General features: G+C 55.9%; 13 protein-coding genes. 11 read left to right on the top strand and 2 right to left on the bottom strand.

Features of this window, described 5'->3' with window-relative positions; genetic code table 11:
• Positions 1–18 precede the first annotated feature (18 nt).
• Positions 19–3,618: a WD40 repeat domain-containing protein gene (locus tag VFX97_04055; protein HEX5702374.1), complete on the bottom strand. Its 3,600-nt coding sequence runs from the start codon at positions 3,616–3,618 to the stop codon at positions 19–21.
• A 138-nt stretch (positions 3,619–3,756) separates the two neighbouring features.
• Between VFX97_04055 and VFX97_04050 the strand changes: the two genes are divergently transcribed.
• The 8 genes from VFX97_04050 (at position 3,757) to VFX97_04015 (ending at position 11,884) form a co-directional block, all read left to right on the top strand.
• On the top strand, positions 3,757–4,212 hold the full coding sequence (locus VFX97_04050) for a hypothetical protein (GenBank protein HEX5702373.1): 456 nt from the start codon (positions 3,757–3,759) through the stop codon (positions 4,210–4,212).
• An 18-nt stretch (positions 4,213–4,230) separates the two neighbouring features.
• A complete protein-coding gene (locus VFX97_04045; protein HEX5702372.1) occupies positions 4,231–5,514 on the top strand; it encodes a heparan-alpha-glucosaminide N-acetyltransferase domain-containing protein in 1,284 nt (427 codons plus the stop codon).
• 85 nt (positions 5,515–5,599) lie between these two features.
• Positions 5,600–6,238: a YceI family protein gene (locus VFX97_04040; GenBank protein ID HEX5702371.1), complete on the top strand. Its 639-nt coding sequence runs from the start codon at positions 5,600–5,602 to the stop codon at positions 6,236–6,238.
• 93 nt (positions 6,239–6,331) lie between these two features.
• Positions 6,332–7,687, top strand: coding sequence for a hypothetical protein (locus VFX97_04035; GenBank protein ID HEX5702370.1), 1,356 nt, complete (start codon positions 6,332–6,334; stop codon positions 7,685–7,687).
• 668 nt (positions 7,688–8,355) lie between these two features.
• Positions 8,356–8,862: a thioredoxin family protein gene (locus VFX97_04030; GenBank protein ID HEX5702369.1), complete on the top strand. Its 507-nt coding sequence runs from the start codon at positions 8,356–8,358 to the stop codon at positions 8,860–8,862.
• Positions 8,863–8,929: 67 nt separating this feature from the next.
• Positions 8,930–9,745 carry a 3-deoxy-manno-octulosonate cytidylyltransferase gene (gene kdsB, locus VFX97_04025; GenBank protein HEX5702368.1) on the top strand — a complete coding sequence of 272 codons (816 nt, stop codon included), beginning with the start codon at positions 8,930–8,932 and terminating at the stop codon, positions 9,743–9,745.
• Between the two features lie 85 nt (positions 9,746–9,830).
• The gene (locus VFX97_04020) at positions 9,831–10,145 is read left to right on the top strand and encodes a hypothetical protein (GenBank protein ID HEX5702367.1); all 315 of its coding nucleotides are present in this window, start codon (positions 9,831–9,833) and stop codon (positions 10,143–10,145) included.
• A gap of 38 nt (positions 10,146–10,183) precedes the next feature.
• Positions 10,184–11,884 (top strand): CTP synthase, encoded by a 1,701-nt coding sequence (locus VFX97_04015; protein ID HEX5702366.1) that lies wholly within the window; start codon positions 10,184–10,186, stop codon positions 11,882–11,884.
• 298 nt (positions 11,885–12,182) lie between these two features.
• Here the strand turns inward: VFX97_04015 and VFX97_04010 are convergent, their stop codons facing one another.
• Positions 12,183–13,331, bottom strand: coding sequence for a hypothetical protein (locus VFX97_04010; protein ID HEX5702365.1), 1,149 nt, complete (start codon positions 13,329–13,331; stop codon positions 12,183–12,185).
• Between the two features lie 316 nt (positions 13,332–13,647).
• On the opposite strand from VFX97_04010, the gene VFX97_04005 reads away from it, so the two are divergent.
• From VFX97_04005 to VFX97_03995, 3 genes are read left to right on the top strand one after another with little or no spacing between them, the layout of a single operon-like run.
• Positions 13,648–14,292 carry a hypothetical protein gene (locus VFX97_04005; protein HEX5702364.1) on the top strand — a complete coding sequence of 215 codons (645 nt, stop codon included), beginning with the start codon at positions 13,648–13,650 and terminating at the stop codon, positions 14,290–14,292.
• A gap of 14 nt (positions 14,293–14,306) precedes the next feature.
• A complete protein-coding gene (locus tag VFX97_04000) occupies positions 14,307–14,768 on the top strand; it encodes a (2Fe-2S)-binding protein (GenBank protein HEX5702363.1) in 462 nt (153 codons plus the stop codon).
• A gap of 26 nt (positions 14,769–14,794) precedes the next feature.
• Positions 14,795–16,981, top strand: coding sequence for a xanthine dehydrogenase family protein molybdopterin-binding subunit (locus VFX97_03995; GenBank protein HEX5702362.1), 2,187 nt, complete (start codon positions 14,795–14,797; stop codon positions 16,979–16,981).
• Positions 16,982–17,070: the final 89 nt, after the last annotated feature.

Here is a 17,070-nt window from a genome sequence, read left to right as displayed (position 1 = left end):
GACTTCGGGGTAGCTGATTTATATTTTGAAATGCTCGACGCGAAAGAAGAGGATATTGCCGCGCGCGTCGCCGGCCGCGGCTCGTAACTGCTGGCCGTCAAAACCAAAAGCACAGGACTCAATCGGTAGCTGCCACGCGTAATAACCCACCTCGATTCGCTGATCCAGATCCCACAAACGCATCGTTCCATCCCATCCTCCGGAAAGGAGCAGCTTCCCGTCAGGAGAGATCGCCAACCCCTCCACATAATTGACGTGACCTTCCAAAGGCGGAAAGATTTGCACCTTCTTCAGATCATAAATCCAAATTCTGCCATCAAGATCGCAAATAGCCGCCTTGGTACCGTCCGCCGCGACTGCCATCCCGGTAATCGATGACGGGCTGGTGGCGGGGAAGTTTCCAGCTTGATCTATCGACTCCCACTCACCGAGGTGGCGAGGACTGAATTTTTCAAATTCGAAGTCCCACAGACGAACATGGCCATCTCCACTAGAAACAATTTGGCGCGCGTCGCGTAAGAGAGCTAATCCTTCGACACTCGATGCATCGTCTTTCATGAGAGCCAGCGGTTGCTTCGTGTCCGGATGCCACAGTGAGACCTCGCCGGCGCTGGAACCCACCAGCACCTTGCCGTCGCCGGCATCTGCGAGCGAAGCAATAGTCGCGTCTTCGGCGATCGTTATTTTCTTTAGCGCTTCTCCGGTTTGAGTATTCCAGAAGCAAAGCTGTGTATCGCCGCCGCCACTGATCGCCGTATCTGAGCCCGTGATCAGGACGGCGTTCACGCCTTCGTCATGAGCTTTCCACTTCCGCAGCACCTCGCCCGTGTCAACGTTCCATAATTGCAGGAAACCGTCTTCGGCGCCGCTGATTGCCCGGTCACCGCTGATCGACATCGCCAATGCTTTTACTTTGCCTTCGTGGCCTTTGCGCAAATCAGGTGATTGGCCCGACCGCACATCCCACACGCGCAGCGCACCCTCGCCCCCGCCGGAGACAACGCGCTGACCGTCCGCGGTTAATGCCAATTCGAGAACGTGCCCGGTATGGCCGCGCAACGCAGCGCGCTCGTTTCCGGTGTCCAGATCCCACAGACGTACAATGCCTTCGCCTCCACCCGAAATCACCAGTTTTTCTGCTTTTGAAACCGCAACGGTATCCAGGAGCATATCGTCGGCGGCCTTCTCCCAAAGAGCTTTTGTTGTGGCGGTGTCGTAAACGCGTAGCATGCCGTCATAGCAGGCCAGCGCCAGCACACCACCATGTTCAGACAGGCCTATGCTTCTCACATCCCAACCGTTATCCCAGTCGCTCTGTCTTGTTCGCGACGAGGCCGCTTGACCGACGCGCCGCACGTCTGCAGGCGGCAAACCTGAGCTACTGTCACCTGCGCTTTGATCGAATAGACCTTCCAGTGGGCCAGGCACACTCCAGACCATGGCGTTCCCGTGGCCCGAAGCGACAGCGATGGTGCGACTATCCTGAGAAACAGTTACAAACCGTGCCGGTTCTATGGACCACGAACCCATTACCTTACCGGTTGCCAATTCGATAAGTTTGACCAGGCCTTTACCTGCGAGCGCCAGGGCGTGGCGCCAATCTGCGGTGATCACGACCGCATGCCAGGGGTCGGCTGCATTGTTAAGCGTCCGAAGTTCCAAACCAGTCGTCGAATCCCACAAGGTAACTATGTTGTCGCGAGATCGCGTGAGGGCCTGCTTCCCGTCCGGTGAGATCTTCACTTGCTCGGGACTGAGAGGGTACTCCTGTTGTTCGATGCTCAGTCTCCAACTGTGAATCATCTGTCCGGCTTCAAGGTCCCACGTACGGACCATGCCATCCCACCCCCCCGTAATCGCGAAGAGCCCGTCGGGAGTCACGCTCACGCTTCCGGTAGTGTGGGACTCGCGTTGGTTCGCGTAAAAAGTTCGACGGAGTGCCGGATCGACTGGCAGGGCATGCAGCGGCCTGAGCCAAACTCCTTCATGCTTGGGTGCATAGCCTTCAAGAAGTTTGTCGACCGCCCCGTCCTGGCCGCGATAGAGCCGGTTGAACAGCTGAACGTAAGCATTGTTAGGCCGCTCGCGCACGAAATGACTTTCGCGCCGCAATGCATCATCAAAATCGCGGACCAGGCCTGGGCCATCACCTGTCGTCAATAAGCGCACGGCCTGCCGGTAGTCCTGCTCGAGCGAGCCGGTTAATCCTCGTTCGCTCGAGATCCGCGCGAGGACGTAGGCCAGATCCGTCAGCAATTCAGTCAGATCCTTCGCCGGCTTTTTGCGCGCCAATTTTTGCGCGGGTTGATTCAGGTGGCCAAGCGCCTCAATTAAATGCTGGGGCGTGTGCCGCAAGGCGTACTCTTCTTCGCAGCTTGCCCATGCGTCTTTGTAAGTCGTCAGAAAAAACTGCGCGACGGCGGTGTGGGCCTCATGCGGGTAGACCTGGAATTCCGGATCGGAAAACAGGAAATCACGAAATGATTGGTGATAAATACGAAACGGGCCCTCGGGCTGCGGGCCGCTTAAATACTGCATACTGGCCTCTAAGACGTCCGCGGCGTGCGACTCAGCAATGCCGGTTACGCCGGCAAGTTGCGATCGAGTAAGACCATCGCCGCGGGCGACGGCGACCGCGCCCAGGACGGGCCGGTATCTTTCGGACCACGCTCCTTTATTCTTGCCGAGCTCGCGCCGGATGAATTCCCGATAGATCCCAGACAAGTCCTTCGGCAGCGGCAGTTTGGACAGGTCGATTTCACTACTAAGGTCCTTCGGCAAATCGTCCAGGACATAGCGGACGTAAAGGAAGTTTCCTTTTCCAGCTTTGGAGAGTCGGTCTGCCAAAGCTTCCTGCCGGTCTTTAGGCAGGAGACTCAAGCGCTTCAAGGCATAATCGTAAACGTCAGTTTCATTATCCGGGGCGTTCTTGATCAGATCCAAATCCGGCTCACCCAAAGCGGCCGTAATGCGTTCGTCGGGCCGGCTGGTAAGAACGAATCGAACCTGCGACGGCAGATCGGTTGCCTGTCCAAGCAAAGCCACGATGGTATTTTCCGCATCGTAGCTCAGCGATTCATCGAGGCCATCTATCAAGATGACAATCTGCTCTTTGAATCCCCCCGTGTACATTCCTTCCAGCGGTCCGCGCACAATGCTGTCAAAGGCCGCCCGGCTGGACAGGTTGCTGACATGGAGCTCCGCGATCTCTACCCCCGTCGCTTTATCGACCGCGCCCAGATTTTGTACGACGCTGATATTGACGTTGGTATCGCCAACCTTTAGCAACTCTTTGGTAAACGCGGCATACCGTTTCGCCAGGCCGCGCGACAAGTCTTCCACGAAAAACTGCGGACTGATGCTGCGGCCGGGTGTGCGACAGAAGTGATAAAAGGCGAGAATGTTTGGGCCAAGATTCTGATATGCCGGCGGCACTAGCCCATCGCTCATTTGTACAAGCCGGGCGGCGAGCGCCGACTTCCCGGTGCCGGGACCACCCTCGATCCGAAAGAAAGGCGATCCGGGCTGAGCCAGCCAATCGTTCAGCTTAGCGAAAATCCACTGGCGGCCGGTGAAATCCTTGGTGCGATCAGCGATGAACTCTGTGAGATTGTTCATGCCAAGCCTTCTGAGGCGAACGGGGTAGTCTTAAATCCAATGTGTGGGTTGGTGAACGGCGCTATCTTCTCAATTCTGCGCCCGCATTATATTATTGCTGGCCGTCAATGAATCAAGTCTAGCTCCCGAGGAGGAATTATGGATCCCATCACACTAGCCGCCACGGTAATCGGCGTCGTGTCTCCCTACTTCGCGAAGGGGGCCCAGGAATTGATCTCTCACGTCGGCCAGGAGGCCTACGAAAAGACAAAACAACTCGTCACATATTTGAAGGACAAGTGGATCGGAAATGACGAGGCGTCCTCGACGATGAAGAACTTTGAGCAAAAGCCTAAACGCCACGAAAGGGCTCTGCAAGACATCCTCGAAGAGCAGCTAGCCAACGACCCCCAACTGGCCGCTGAAGTGGAAAAGCAAGTCAACGAACTGAAACCTTATCTCGAAGTGTTTCAAAAGATGAAAAAGGGCGAAGACGTCGTCGGTATCGAGGCAGACGAAATGTTGTCCGGCACTGCTAAGGTCACGCAGGAAATCGACGATGGCAAGAACGTCAAGGGTTTCGTGGTGAAGCGTATTGGTTCTACACCTAAGTAGTCTCAGTTTCTGCTGATTATGCCCGAGTCCGAAACAGCCGCGAATCGCAATACGGTCGCTCAAACTGGTCGTCAACGCATCGATTCCATCGATCTGCTGCGCGGCATCGTGATGGTGATCATGATGCTCGATCACACGCGCGACTTTGTTCACTCCGGCGCGTTCAACTTCGATCCGACCGATCTGACAAAGACGACACCCGTGGTTTTCTTTACGCGCTGGATTACACATTTTTGCGCGCCTGTCTTCGTTTTTCTCGCCGGCACCGGAACGTACCTCCAACTGTCGCGCGGTAAGAGTAAGAAGGAACTATCAAAGTTTCTGGTTACGCGCGGGCTTTGGCTGATCCTGCTTGAGCTGACGATCGTGAAGTGGGGCGTGTGGTTCAACCTGGACTTTCGTCTGCTGGCGATGCTCCAGGTCATCTGGGTGCTCGGCGTCTCGATGATCGTGCTGGCCGCGCTGATCCATCTGCCGATCAGAGTGATTGCCGGGTTCGGCTTGTTGATGATCGCGCTTCATAACCTGCTCGACAGGTTTGAAGTACCGGGCTGGAACGGTCCGGGAACGCCGGTGCCGACGTTCGCGCAAAAGCTTTGGATCCTGCTGCATCAATCACCCTTCAAGGTATTTCCAATTCTTGGAGATCCAAGTCCGGTGGTCGTCGTCATCTATTCGCTGATTCCGTGGATTGGGGTGATGGCGGTGGGATATGCGTTCGGCGTTTTGTACACGAAAGATGCGCGCGAGCGCCGTCGCTGGCTTTTGATTATTGGAGGCGTGGCTACCGCTTTGTTCTTCGCTCTGCGGGCGATCAATCTCTACGGGGATCCATCACAGTGGGCGTCACAGAAGAACGCGTTGTTTACGGTGATGTCTTTCCTGAACACGACGAAGTATCCGCCGTCGCTGCTTTTCCTGTTGATGACGTTGGGTCCTTCGATAATGGCTTTGGCGTTCTTCGAAAAACTTCCCGCGGCGATTGCCTCGGCAAAATCTTTGGCCGCCCGCTTGCGCGACGCGCTGGTGACATTCGGCCGGGTGCCGCTGTTTTTCTATCTGCTTCAGTGGTACGTCGCGCACTTAATGGGTGTTATCGCCGGACTCATTGCCGGCCAGCCCGTCGCATGGCAATTTGCTAGTCCGGTGGATAAGTTCACGAATATGCCGGACGGTGTCGGTTTTCCGATCTGGGTGGTTTACCTTTGCTGGATTATCGGCGTGCTGCTGTTGTATCCGTTGTGCAAGTGGTTCGCGGGGGTAAAAGCCCGCCGTCGAGATTGGTGGCTGTCTTATTTGTGACCCTTTTCTTTCAATTTCGAATTCGTAACAACAAGGAGCCTGTGCCAAGCTGCCAAGGCAGAAACTGAAAGGAATAACTTAGAGAATGAAAAAGTACTTTGCGATTTTTATGCTGGCGTTCGCCGCGTCGATGGTGGCCTGCGCCAATCCGGCCGACAACAAACCGCACGCGACAGTTTCCGAAGCGACGCAGACCCCGGATGCTGCGAAAACTGCCGGCGCTGAGACGCTGGCGATCACCCCGGAGAATTCGAAAGTTGAGTTCGTGGGATCGAAAGTCACGGGCAGTCATAACGGCTCGTTCAAGCAGTTCAGCGGCTCCGTTGAACTCGCCAAAGAAGGCGTTGAAAAAAGCCGGGTGACGGTCGACATCGACACGACCTCGCTCGTGACCGATGCAGAGGGCCTGACGACGCATTTGAAGACTCCCGATTTTTTTGACGTCGCCAAATATCCGAAGGCAAACTTCACTTCAACGAAGATCGAACCGGCCACCACCGCCGGCGCTACGCACACGGTCACCGGAAATCTGGATTTGCACGGCGTTAAGAAATCGATCAGCTTTCCGGCGACGATCCAGGTGGCACCGGATGCCGCCTCAGTCAACGCCGAGTTCTCGATCAATCGCAAGGATTTTGGGATTAACTATGCCGGCAAGGCAAACGATTTGATTCGCGATGAAGTAGTCATGAAATTGACGGTGAAGGCGCCGCGGAAGCAGTAACACCTAACGTTTAGAGTCGGGCTACTGCCCGACTGGCGGGCGGTAGCCCGCCTCTAAACGATCTGCCGCTTGGGCAGTAGACCTAAACCCCAGATGCTGAACGAAGCTGTCGCCTACTATCACAAGCTGCTTGAAGATCGAGAGCTGGCCGATACGTCGCTGACGCTGCTCGATGAAGGGCTGGAACGCTCGAAGCTAATTTTCGGCGGCCGCCGTCTCTCGCCGTATCTTCGTCCGCATTTCGTCAGGGAAGAGGATTTCGCTCGCATTGTTCGCGTGTGCGAGACGGTCTGGAACGCAATTGAAAAGGTGAAGGACGAAGCGGTCGGTAATAATCAACTGCAGGACGAACTTGGACTCACGCCGATCGAGCGCGAGCTGGTGTCCATCGATCCGGGGTATCGGGCGGTGTCTCCGACCGCGAGACTCGATTCGTTCTTAACCGATGAAACCTACAGCTTTGTTGAATTGAACGGCGAAAGCCCGGCGGGGATCGCTTACGCTGACGCCGCGTTTGAGATTTTCGAATCGCTGCCGGTGATGAAGCGGTTCAACGAAAAGTACAACGTGCGCCGATTCCAGGGGCGGCCGTTGATGCTGCAGGTCCTGCTCGAATGCCACGAAGAGTTTCTCGGCCGTAAACCCGATCGCCCTCCGCAGATCGCCATCGTCGATCTGAAGGACCTGCCCACGCTCAAAGAGTTCGAGCTGTTTCGAGAATACTTTGAAGCGCAAGGCTATCCGTCTGTCATCGCTTCGCCCGATGAACTCGAGTTTGCGAATGGCCGGCTGCGCACGGGAGATTTCGAGATCGACATCGTTTACAAGCGGCTGCTCGTTAACGAGTACCTGCCGATCATGAACAAGCATCCGGCGCTGCTCGATGCCTATCGGGCGGGCGCGATTTGTATGGTGAACAGCTTTCGGTCGAAAGTCATTCACAAGAAGGCCCTGTTTGCCGTGCTGACGGACGCGCGTTACGCGCGGCTTTTCAGTGCGGAAGAGCGTGAAGCGATCTCCGCTCATGTTCCCTGGACGCGTCAGGTGCGCGCGGGCAAATCGGATTATAAAGGCGAGGAAATCGATCTGCTCCAGTTCATCAGCGAACGACGTGATCGGCTGGTCCTAAAGCCGAACGACGATTACGGCGGCCACGGAATCTACATCGGTTGGAACATCGACGAAATCGGCTGGAATGAAGCGATTCGGAGCGCACTCGGCAACGGCGACTATCTCGTGCAAGAGCGCGTGCCCACTGCGCGCGAAGTCTTTCCGGCGCTGACCGAGGACGGCGAAGTAAAGTTTGTCGAACAGCTGGTGGATCTGGATCCGATGCTCTTCAATGGCAAAGTCGGCTCCGCGTTCACGCGTCTCTCTTCCAACGAACTCGCCAACGTCACGGCCGGCGGCGGTATGGTTCCCACGTTCTTGATTAGCGAGAAGCAATAGTCGGCAGATTCAAGTGGTCGGCGTTTCAGCTCGTTTAGCGGGTTCGGCTTTGCCCAAGAAAGTCTTCGGTGTCGTAATCGCAGGCTCATCACGGAACGTGTGACCCACAATACACATCGAGCTCGGAGCAGTGCAGGTAGTTAAGCCCAAGGCGAAGCGAGCCTTGGGTAACCGGTGCGCACAATCGTTTGGAGCGGCGGAGCCGCGACCGATAAGCGCGCTGAGGGTCAGGCTTTGAAGCTGCAGGCCGACCCTCCAGCACGGTGCTCCAAAAATCTCTCTCGCCCGCTTCGCGGGCTCGGTTGATCTAAAAAACAGGTTACCCAAGGCTCGCAGAGCTTCGCCTTGGGCTTAACTATGACCGCTGCTTCGCAGCTCGACTATTAGTTCGCTGGGACTCTTCGACTATTAGGTTGCCGTCTTTTTGGGCAAAGCCGCGGGTATAATTCTATGCTTTTCGCCCTCTTATGCACTTTTTCTTAATCTGTGAAATCTGCGCAATCTGCGGATAGACTTTTTTCTTGACGCCTCGCTTTTTCGGGTGATAGGTTCAAATTGCTTCCTCTTCTGAGGCAGCTTCAGACGCCCACTCCTCTTACATCAGCCTTCGCATCGTTAAGACAGTGTCGCAGATTAACCCCATTCGTATTTCTCTCCTGCTTGCTGTTTTGGTCTTAGCAGCCGTCCTGGCGCTCAATATCAGCACCGGGCCACCCGCGAGCGGCAGCGAAGCCCGCAGGTCGAGTAACTCAGATCCAGTTCCAGTCACCGCCTCAGATCGCTCCATTGAACACAATCCAAACACCGATCCCGAACCTTCAGAAATTTCGACCAGCTCGGCGCCGAAGCCTTCATCCAGCGCTCTCAACAGTCCTGGGGAGGATTTTGATTTCAGTTCTTATCTAAGAAACGGGCGCGTAAGCATCGCTTACTTCTACGCAGATTGGTGTCCCGCGTGTCGTGAACTGAGTCCGGTGTTAGCAAGAATCAATCGTGACGATCCAAACACGCAGGTCCTGTTTCTGGATATCGGCGATTGGAATACCCCGATTGCAGATCGTTACCGGGTCAATTCCGTTCCGTTTCTGCGAATCTACGACAAGAAGGGTTTCTTCATTGCCGAAGGCGAGGAGGCGACCAACTGGCTGTTGCGGGAGTTTCGCCCTCGCAGCTAGTTGAGCGGCATAGCCCCGCTCGGCTTGGCCTTGCCGCCGTCCGCGAAACTTGTTAACGTGTAATCCCGTGATTCACACGGGTTCCAAATCCCAACTAAAAGCCGTCGCAGTAATCCCCGCTCGCTATAGTTCTACGCGTCTTCCGGGAAAGCCTTTGCTCGACATTGCCGGAAAACCGCTGGTCGTGTGGGTCGCCGAACGCGCGCGCGCGGCGTCGTCTATTTCGCGCACAATCGTCGCGACAGACGATCCCCGAATAGTCGATGCCGTTAGCGCGGCCGGCTTTGATGCCGTGATTACTCGCGCGGATCATTTGAGCGGCACTGATCGAATCGCCGAAGTTGCACATAATCTGAGCGCAGACATCATCGTCAACGTTCAGGGAGATGAACCGCTCATCGATCCCGAGACAATCAACCGCGCCGTGAATGCGCTGATCGAAGATCCGCAGGCGCAAATTTCCACCACCTGGGAACCGATTAATGACGCCGCGGACGTTTTGAATCCGTCGGTCGTTAAAGTGATGTTTGATGAGAACGGGTACGCGACGGGGTTTTCGCGTAATCCTAATCAGTTAAATAATTCGGGCCCAAAGAACGACTCGACTGGAAGCAGTCCCGATCAATCGGGACTGCTTTCTGGTTTTAGGAAGCACACCGGCCTGTACGCTTATCGTCGCGACTTCCTGTTGAAGTTCGCCCGCTGGCCGGCGTCAGAGTCCGAGACCCGTGAATCGCTCGAGCAGTTGCGTGCGCTCGACCACGGGGTCAAGATCAAAGTTGTCGAAGCGGCATCACCTTCGATTGGAGTGGACACGCCCGAAGATCTGGAACGTGTACGGGCGATGATGCTCGGTACGCACGCCTCTGGCGTGCCCGTTTAAGTAGCCCAGCGCTTCAGCGCTGGGATCAAGGTGTAGTTTTCTCCCTCTCCCTTTGGAAGAGGGTTGGGGTGAGGGCGCGAAGCTTGTGAACGCAAGTGATTGGATCGGTCTTGGAGTTATCGTGCTGCTAATCCTCGCGGCTTTGTTTGGCTTGAGCCAAATCAGCAAGCCTTATGACGTCAAGGACGAGGAAGAGTTTCAGAAGCGTCGGAAAGAAAGCGCCGGCATGATGGTCGCTGGTCTGAAGGGCCTGCAACAGATCCTCGACCCGGCCGAAAAGAAAGCCGCTATCGTTCAACAGGATCTCGCACGCGGTCTCTATGACGATGAGGAAGAGGCCGACGATCCGCCCGAGGCGGGCGGTACGCACGCCTCCGGCGTGCACTCGAAAGATCAATGAGCACGCCAGAGGCGTGCGTACCGACGGAGAACGAACTTATGCCTAAATACATTTTCGTAACGGGTGGCGTGGTTTCCAGCCTTGGCAAAGGGCTGGCGGCGTCTTCGATTGGCGCTTTGCTTGAAGCTCGCGGGCTGCACGTGACGCTGATCAAACTTGATCCTTACCTCAACGTCGATCCCGGCACGATGTCGCCGTTCCAGCACGGCGAAGTATTCGTCACCGACGACGGCGCGGAGACTGATCTCGACCTTGGGCATTACGAACGCTTCACGCACGCGCACCTTTCGCAGGCGAACAACTGGACGTCCGGCCGCATTTATCGTGAGGTGATCGAAAAAGAGCGGCGCGGCGATTATCTCGGGAAGACGATTCAGGTCATTCCGCACGTCACGAACGAAATCAAAGATGCAATTCGCGCGGTCACTAAGGACGGAGAAGTCGACGTCGTCATCGTGGAAATCGGCGGCACGGTCGGCGACATCGAATCGCTGCCGTTCCTCGAAGCCATTCGCCAGATGGGCAACGAAGAGGGAAGGGAAAGTGCGCTTTTCATTCACGTGACTCTCGTGCCCTACATCGCCGCCTCAGGCGAGCTGAAAACGAAACCGACGCAGCACTCTGTGCGTGAGCTGCGCGAGATCGGAATCATTCCCGAAATTCTTTTGTGCCGTTCTGATCGTCCCCTCTCGCACGATCTCCGCTCAAAGATTGCTCTGTTTTGTAACGTAAAAGAGGAAGCCGTCATTACTGCGCAGGACGTCGACACGATTTACGATGTGCCGCTGGCGCTTCACGATCAGGGGTTGGACGAGCAGATCATTTCATCGCTTCAGTTGAACGAACGCGCGGCGGGTACCGACCTGACTGCCTGGCGAAAGTTGGTGGGAACGATTCGCGAGCCTTCGGCCGGCGAGACTTCGATCGCGATCGTCGGCAAGTATGTCGAGCTGGAAGATTCTTATAAGTCTTTGCGCGAAGCGCTCACGCACGGCGGCGTCGCAAACAACCTGAAGGTGAACATCAAGTGGATCGAATCGGAAGACTTGATGGACGAAGACAATTTTGAAGGGCGCTTGCGCGACTTTGACGCGATCCTCGTCCCGGGCGGTTTTGGCAAGCGCGGTGTGGAAGGCATGATTCGCGCGATTTCCTATGCGCGCAAAACGCGTACACCTTACTTTGGGATTTGCCTCGGCATGCAGACCGCGTGCGTCGAATTCGCGCGCAACGCGTGCGATTTGAAAGAGGCCGATTCGACTGAGTTCAATGTCGAGACGCCGCATCCGATCATCTTCAAGCTGCGCGACCTGGTGAACGTCGAAGAGATGGGCGGCACCATGCGCCTCGGCGCTTGGGTGTGTCGTTTGGCTGAAGATTCCCTGGCGCGCGAGGTTTATGATGGCGCGGAAGAGATCAGCGAACGCCACCGTCACCGTTATGAATTCAATCCTGCGTTTAGAGAGAGGTTAGAAAAAGGCGGTCTTGTTTTTAGCGGCATCTCAACCGACGGCAAGTTCGTCGAGATCGTAGAGCTCTCGCGCGACGAACATCCCTGGTTCCTCGGCTGCCAGTTCCACCCCGAATTCAAATCAAAACCTCTCGCGCCTCATCCACTGTTCGCATCGTTTGTGCACGCCGCATTTCAGAATCGCTTGCAGACTGAGACGGCTCTGGAACAGATGCCTGAGACGGAATCAGCGGTGAGTGAAAGAGCGGCCGCCGGGAGTGAGAACTAGAGGGTGTGTCAGTATCCGGAGCGGTAGCGATGTGATCAGGGTGCTACCAGGTCAGGACGGGCTAGCGAGCTCGACTAAATCCGAGTAGCCTTTCGATCCAGTCGCTACCGCTCCCGGGACTGACACACGGCCACGCGGCGTTTCAGAATAGATTGCAGACTGAGACCGCGTTGGAGCAGATGCTGGAGAGTGGGGTTACCGGACACGAACGCGCGGCTAGCGCACGTGAAGGCTGAACTGGCGCTGCCAGGGCACGTTCGCCACATTGCGGTTTTGAGCGCACTTCTAAGCATGAACCTCAACTACGTTTGGCATATATCTCGAAGAAACGTTCGACGTTGGAATCAAACGTGTGAACTAAATAAGTCATTCCGCCTACTGTTCTGGGTGTGAGCCTGCTGCCCGGTATTTCAAGTTCAACCCCAATCGGAGTTGTGAGGTAGATCGATTCAAACCTCATGTTCTCGTTGCAGCTTGGCGCTACGGCGGGAAGGCCGTTGACTTCTTTCACATCGCTGCAACTGATTACCAACGTGGACCCCGGCAAGTCCAGGTAGCTGATCACTTTTCCGGTGGAATGCGTGATGTCAAACGGCGTGGCGGTTGGACCGACGGTGGTAAAACTCCCATCGCTAGCTTTGTAGGTTAACGGTCGGTACCATTTGTTTTCTGTTCCGAGGACCTCTCCATTGTAGGCAAACACGAGGTCCGGCGCAGCCTTGAGGACATCAGCGCGCCCTTTTCGGTAGAACGCAAAGTGGAACAACCTGCTGGTGAGATACGACCGGGCTAACGACTTGTCCGGTGGCAACAGTGGAGAATTCTCGGCTACATCAACCTTGTCAACGCCAAGTTTTTGGGCCTCGTTCTGTATCTTAAGTAAGTGGTCTTTGAATATAGGATGTTTTGTAGAGATTTTGACTGTCGGCGTAATTCTCAGTTCGACGGTGAGCGGGTACTGTCCGCGGTTAACATTAAATAGAACACGATTTGAACGCTCCAATTCCTCCATCATTTGCTGCCTCGCGAGCCGTTCGCCTCGATTGAAGCCTGCCAGTTGTTGCTGCGCCATCGACAGGTCGCGCCCCTGCTGGGCCAAAGCATTGTCCCGTTGTTCCTGTTTGACTTGAGTTAGGTGTTCTTCCTGCCGTCGCGCCCGCGCTTCTTCCTGCTGCTGACGCGTCAATTCATCGAGAGCTTTTTGTTGCTCCTTCTGGGCGGCTTCGTTACGGGCCTGATTGTCGGTGACGTTCTTGAGGACAGCGGTATTCAGGCTGATTACCATGCCTAACAAGGTGAAGGCGATGGCATACCGTCCCGCTTGAGTTAGGTGACGCTTGTTGTTTGCATCCTTCGTGTAAAGCTCGTGATTCAAACCCCAGATCGCCGAAACTCCGGTTAAGACCAAACCGGCATAGGGCAGGACAATGAGCAGCGTTTTCACCATCGTTTTTACCTCAGTGAGAAATTGAAGATCGTTTTCGACGCTTAACGGTGAGACCGACTTAACGGTCGCCGCCTGAGTTTATTTGTATTCCGGCAATTTCCAAAAACATTTCCGCAGCTCGGTCGATGCTGTGATTACTACGTGACGTCAATAGCTATGTCTCCCTCGTCAAAATCATTTCGGGCGCGTGAACTCTAAAGACTGATCCACTTTTCTGCGCAAGCGTGCTATTTTTAGTTCGAAATTCCCCCTGACAACTTCTGGTTAGAGCGACAACCCGGATGATCTGAAATGATCAATCCGGAGGGAGGCAACTATGTTGGCGAAGCGACGCTTGCTGTTCCCGATTTTCTTCCTGCTCCTGGTCTCGTGCTTAGTCTGTATCGCTCTTTCGACACGAGCCAACAACGAAACACGAAACACAGCCTCGACCGCAGAACCTAATCTCGCTCAGGGATTGGCGGCGTGGGAGCGCGTCTATTCAGTTCTGATCTCGCCGCGCTGCATCAACTGTCACACCGCGACCAACTATCCACAGCAGGGCGATGATCGGCGTCGACATTTCGCGAACGTTGTCCGCGGCGGTCCCGAAGGCAAAGGCGTGCCGGCGCTGACCTGCAACGGTTGTCATCAGGAAGTTAATGCCGACAGCACGGGCGTCCCCGGTTCACCCAATTGGCACCTCGCGCCATTATCGATGCGCTGGCAGGACACAAATGATCGACCGCTATCGAGTGCGGCTGTGTGTCGAGCCGTTACCGATCGCTCGCGAAACCACAACATGGATGGACGCGCGCTGCTGAAACATAACGCCGAAGACAAGCTGGTGCTTTGGGGATGGAATCCGGGTCGCAGGCCGGATGGAACGATGCGAACGTTACCGCCGCTGACACATGCAGAGTTTGCTGACGCCACTCGTATCTGGGTGGAAGCCGGGACGCCTTGCCCGCGTGGGAGATGAGGAGACCGAAAGCCATGGCAACTTATCAAATCAATGTTAACGGTCAGACGAAGAAGGTGGATGTCGATCCCGGAACGCCTCTGCTGTGGGTTCTGCGTGAAGAACTAAAGATGACCGGCACGAAATATGGGTGCGGCATCAGCGCGTGCGGCGCCTGCACCGTGCACGTTGACGGCATCGCCACGCGGTCTTGCGTCGTTCCGGTGTCGCTGATTGGCAATCGGAAGGTAACTACCATTGAAGCGATCGCGCAGGACCCGGTGGGCCGCGTTGTGCAGAATGCCTGGGTGGAAAAAGACGTCGTCCAATGTGGCTACTGTCAAAGCGGACAAATCATGAGCGCGGTTGCCCTCCTGAAAGCGACGCCGAAACCCACCGACCAAAACATTGAGGAGTCGATGGGTGGCAATCTTTGCCGCTGCGCGACATACGTGCGAATTCGTGAAGCCATTAAGAGTGCGTCTCAACAAATCTAAAGGAGGGACGGACGATGCCAGCCGCCATGAAAAAGAAAAATGATCTGCATCTGAACCGGCGAAGTTTCTTGTCTGTCTCGACGGCCGCTGCCGGCGGAATGTTGGTTTCGCTGTATCTGGATTTTCCGGCATTCGCTCAGGAAGGAAGGCCCGCGCCCCCGGCGAAAGTCTATCCACCGGATGCGTTCGTCCGCATTGAGTCCAACGGAAAAATCTTCATTACCGTGAATCGTCTCGAGTTTGGCCAGGGCGTGCAGACTGCTTTGCCAATGGTTCTAGCCGACGAGTTGGATGCTGACTGGTCGCAGGTCGTAGCGGAGCTAGCGCCGGCCGCCGAGGTTTACAAAGATCCGCTCTTTGGAATTCAGATGGTTGGTGGCTCCGGCTCGATATCACATTCATTCCAACAGTATCGCGAGTTGGGAGCGAAAACGCGTGCGATGTTGATTGCGGCTGCCGCCGAACGCTGGAAAGTTTCGCCCAACGATTGCCGTGCTGAAAACAGTGTCGTCTATGGCCCAGACGGGAGATCCGCACGCTATGCCGAGCTGGCCGAGCGCGCGGCGCGCGAACCGGTGCCCAATACAGTGAGGCTCAAGAATCCGTCGGAGTTTCGTCTCATTGGAAAGAAAGTGCCGCGGCTTGATAGCCGTGCGAAGTGTGACGGCTCACAAAAGTTCGGGCTCGATCTCGATCTTCCCGGAATGAAGATCGCGGTCGTGGCTCATCCACCCGTATTCGGTGGGCGCGTGAAGAGCGTTGATGACAAGGAAGCTCGCGGCCTCGATGGTGTGAAAGACATTTTCCAGATTCCCCTCGCAAAAGGGACCGGCGTGGCTGTAGTGGCCGATCGTTTCTGGACGGCCAAGCGCGCGCGCGATCTTTTGAAGATCGATTGGGACTTATCCGGACTGGATCTCGCCGACAGCACGCAGCTTTGGACTAAATATAGGGAATTGGCCCGCGGCGCGGGAAACGTCGCGGTGGCGCGTGGCGATGATAAAGCGATGAGTCGGACGCCGGCGGCGAGACGAATCGTGGCCGAGTATGAATTTCCTTACCTCGCGCACACGCCGATGGAACCTTTGAATGCCACGGTCAAATTTGAAGGCGACAAAGCCGAAGCGTGGGTGCCTTCGCAATTCCAGACCCTCGACCAGATGGCCATTGCTCAGGCGCTGGGAGTGAAGCCTGAACGGGTCACTTTTCACACGGAGTATGCGGGCGGTGGGTTCGGCCGGCGGGCGTCGATCGATTCGCACATCCCGGTGGAAGCGGCGGTGATTGCGAAGCGCTTCCGTGACACTCCGATAAAACTGGTCTGGCCGCGCGAGGATGATGTTCAGGGTGGCTATTATCGTCCGATGCATGCGCATCGCGTCGAGATCGGACTCGGCGCGGATGGCATGCCGGCGGCCTGGCGTCATGTCATCGTCGGTCAGTCACTCGTGGCCGGGACTCCGTTTGCCGCAATGATGATTAAGAACGGTGTCGATGGCACTGTGGTGGAAGGCGTGGAGGACACTCACTACGACCTTCCGAATTTCCATGTGTCGGCACATCACCCGACGGTTAACGTGCCGGTCCTGTGGTGGCGTTCCGTGGGCAGCACGCACACTGCTTTTGTGATGGAGACTCTGATTGATGAGTTAGCGACGCGCGCGAAGATGGACGCCTTCGCTTATCGCCGTAAGCTTTTGAAACCTGAGGCGAAGAAGCTGCGCGCGGTGCTCGATCTGCTGGAAGAAAAAACGGCCGGCTGGCGGAAGAGTCTGCCCAAAGGACACGCGGCGGGCATCGCTTCTCACGAATGTTTTAATACCGCCGTGGCCTGTGCCGTTGAGGTCTCAATTGTAAACAAGCGCCCGAAGATTCATCGCGCCACCGTGGCCATTCATTGTGGGCTGGCTGTTAATCCGCTATCGATTGAGAGCCAGTTTCAAGGCGGGCTGGGTTTCGGTCTGAATCAACTGATGGCGCTGGGCGCGATCACTTTGAAAGATGGGCGCGTGGAGCAGAGCAACTTCGATGGCTTCATGCCGGCTTACATGGGCGATGTGCCGGTCACAGTCGATGTGCATATCGTTCCCAGCGCCGACCCGCCGACAGGCTGCGGTGAACCACCGGTGCCGGTGATCTCGCCGGCTGTAGTGAATGCGTTGACGAAACTTACCGGAAAGCGTTATCGCAAGTTGCCGCTGACTGAGATCTAATTGTCTCTCATTCACACCGCGCTTCAGCGCGGTGACAAACGCACAAATTGAAATTGGAAACCATTTTAAACGGTTTCCAACTCTTGCCG

The organism is Pyrinomonadaceae bacterium (assembly GCA_036277115.1).
Taxonomy (GTDB): Bacteria; Acidobacteriota; Blastocatellia; order Pyrinomonadales; family Pyrinomonadaceae; genus UBA11740.
The sequence above is the reverse complement of the archived record's forward strand: the minus strand, read 5'-3'. Positions and strand labels throughout refer to the sequence as shown.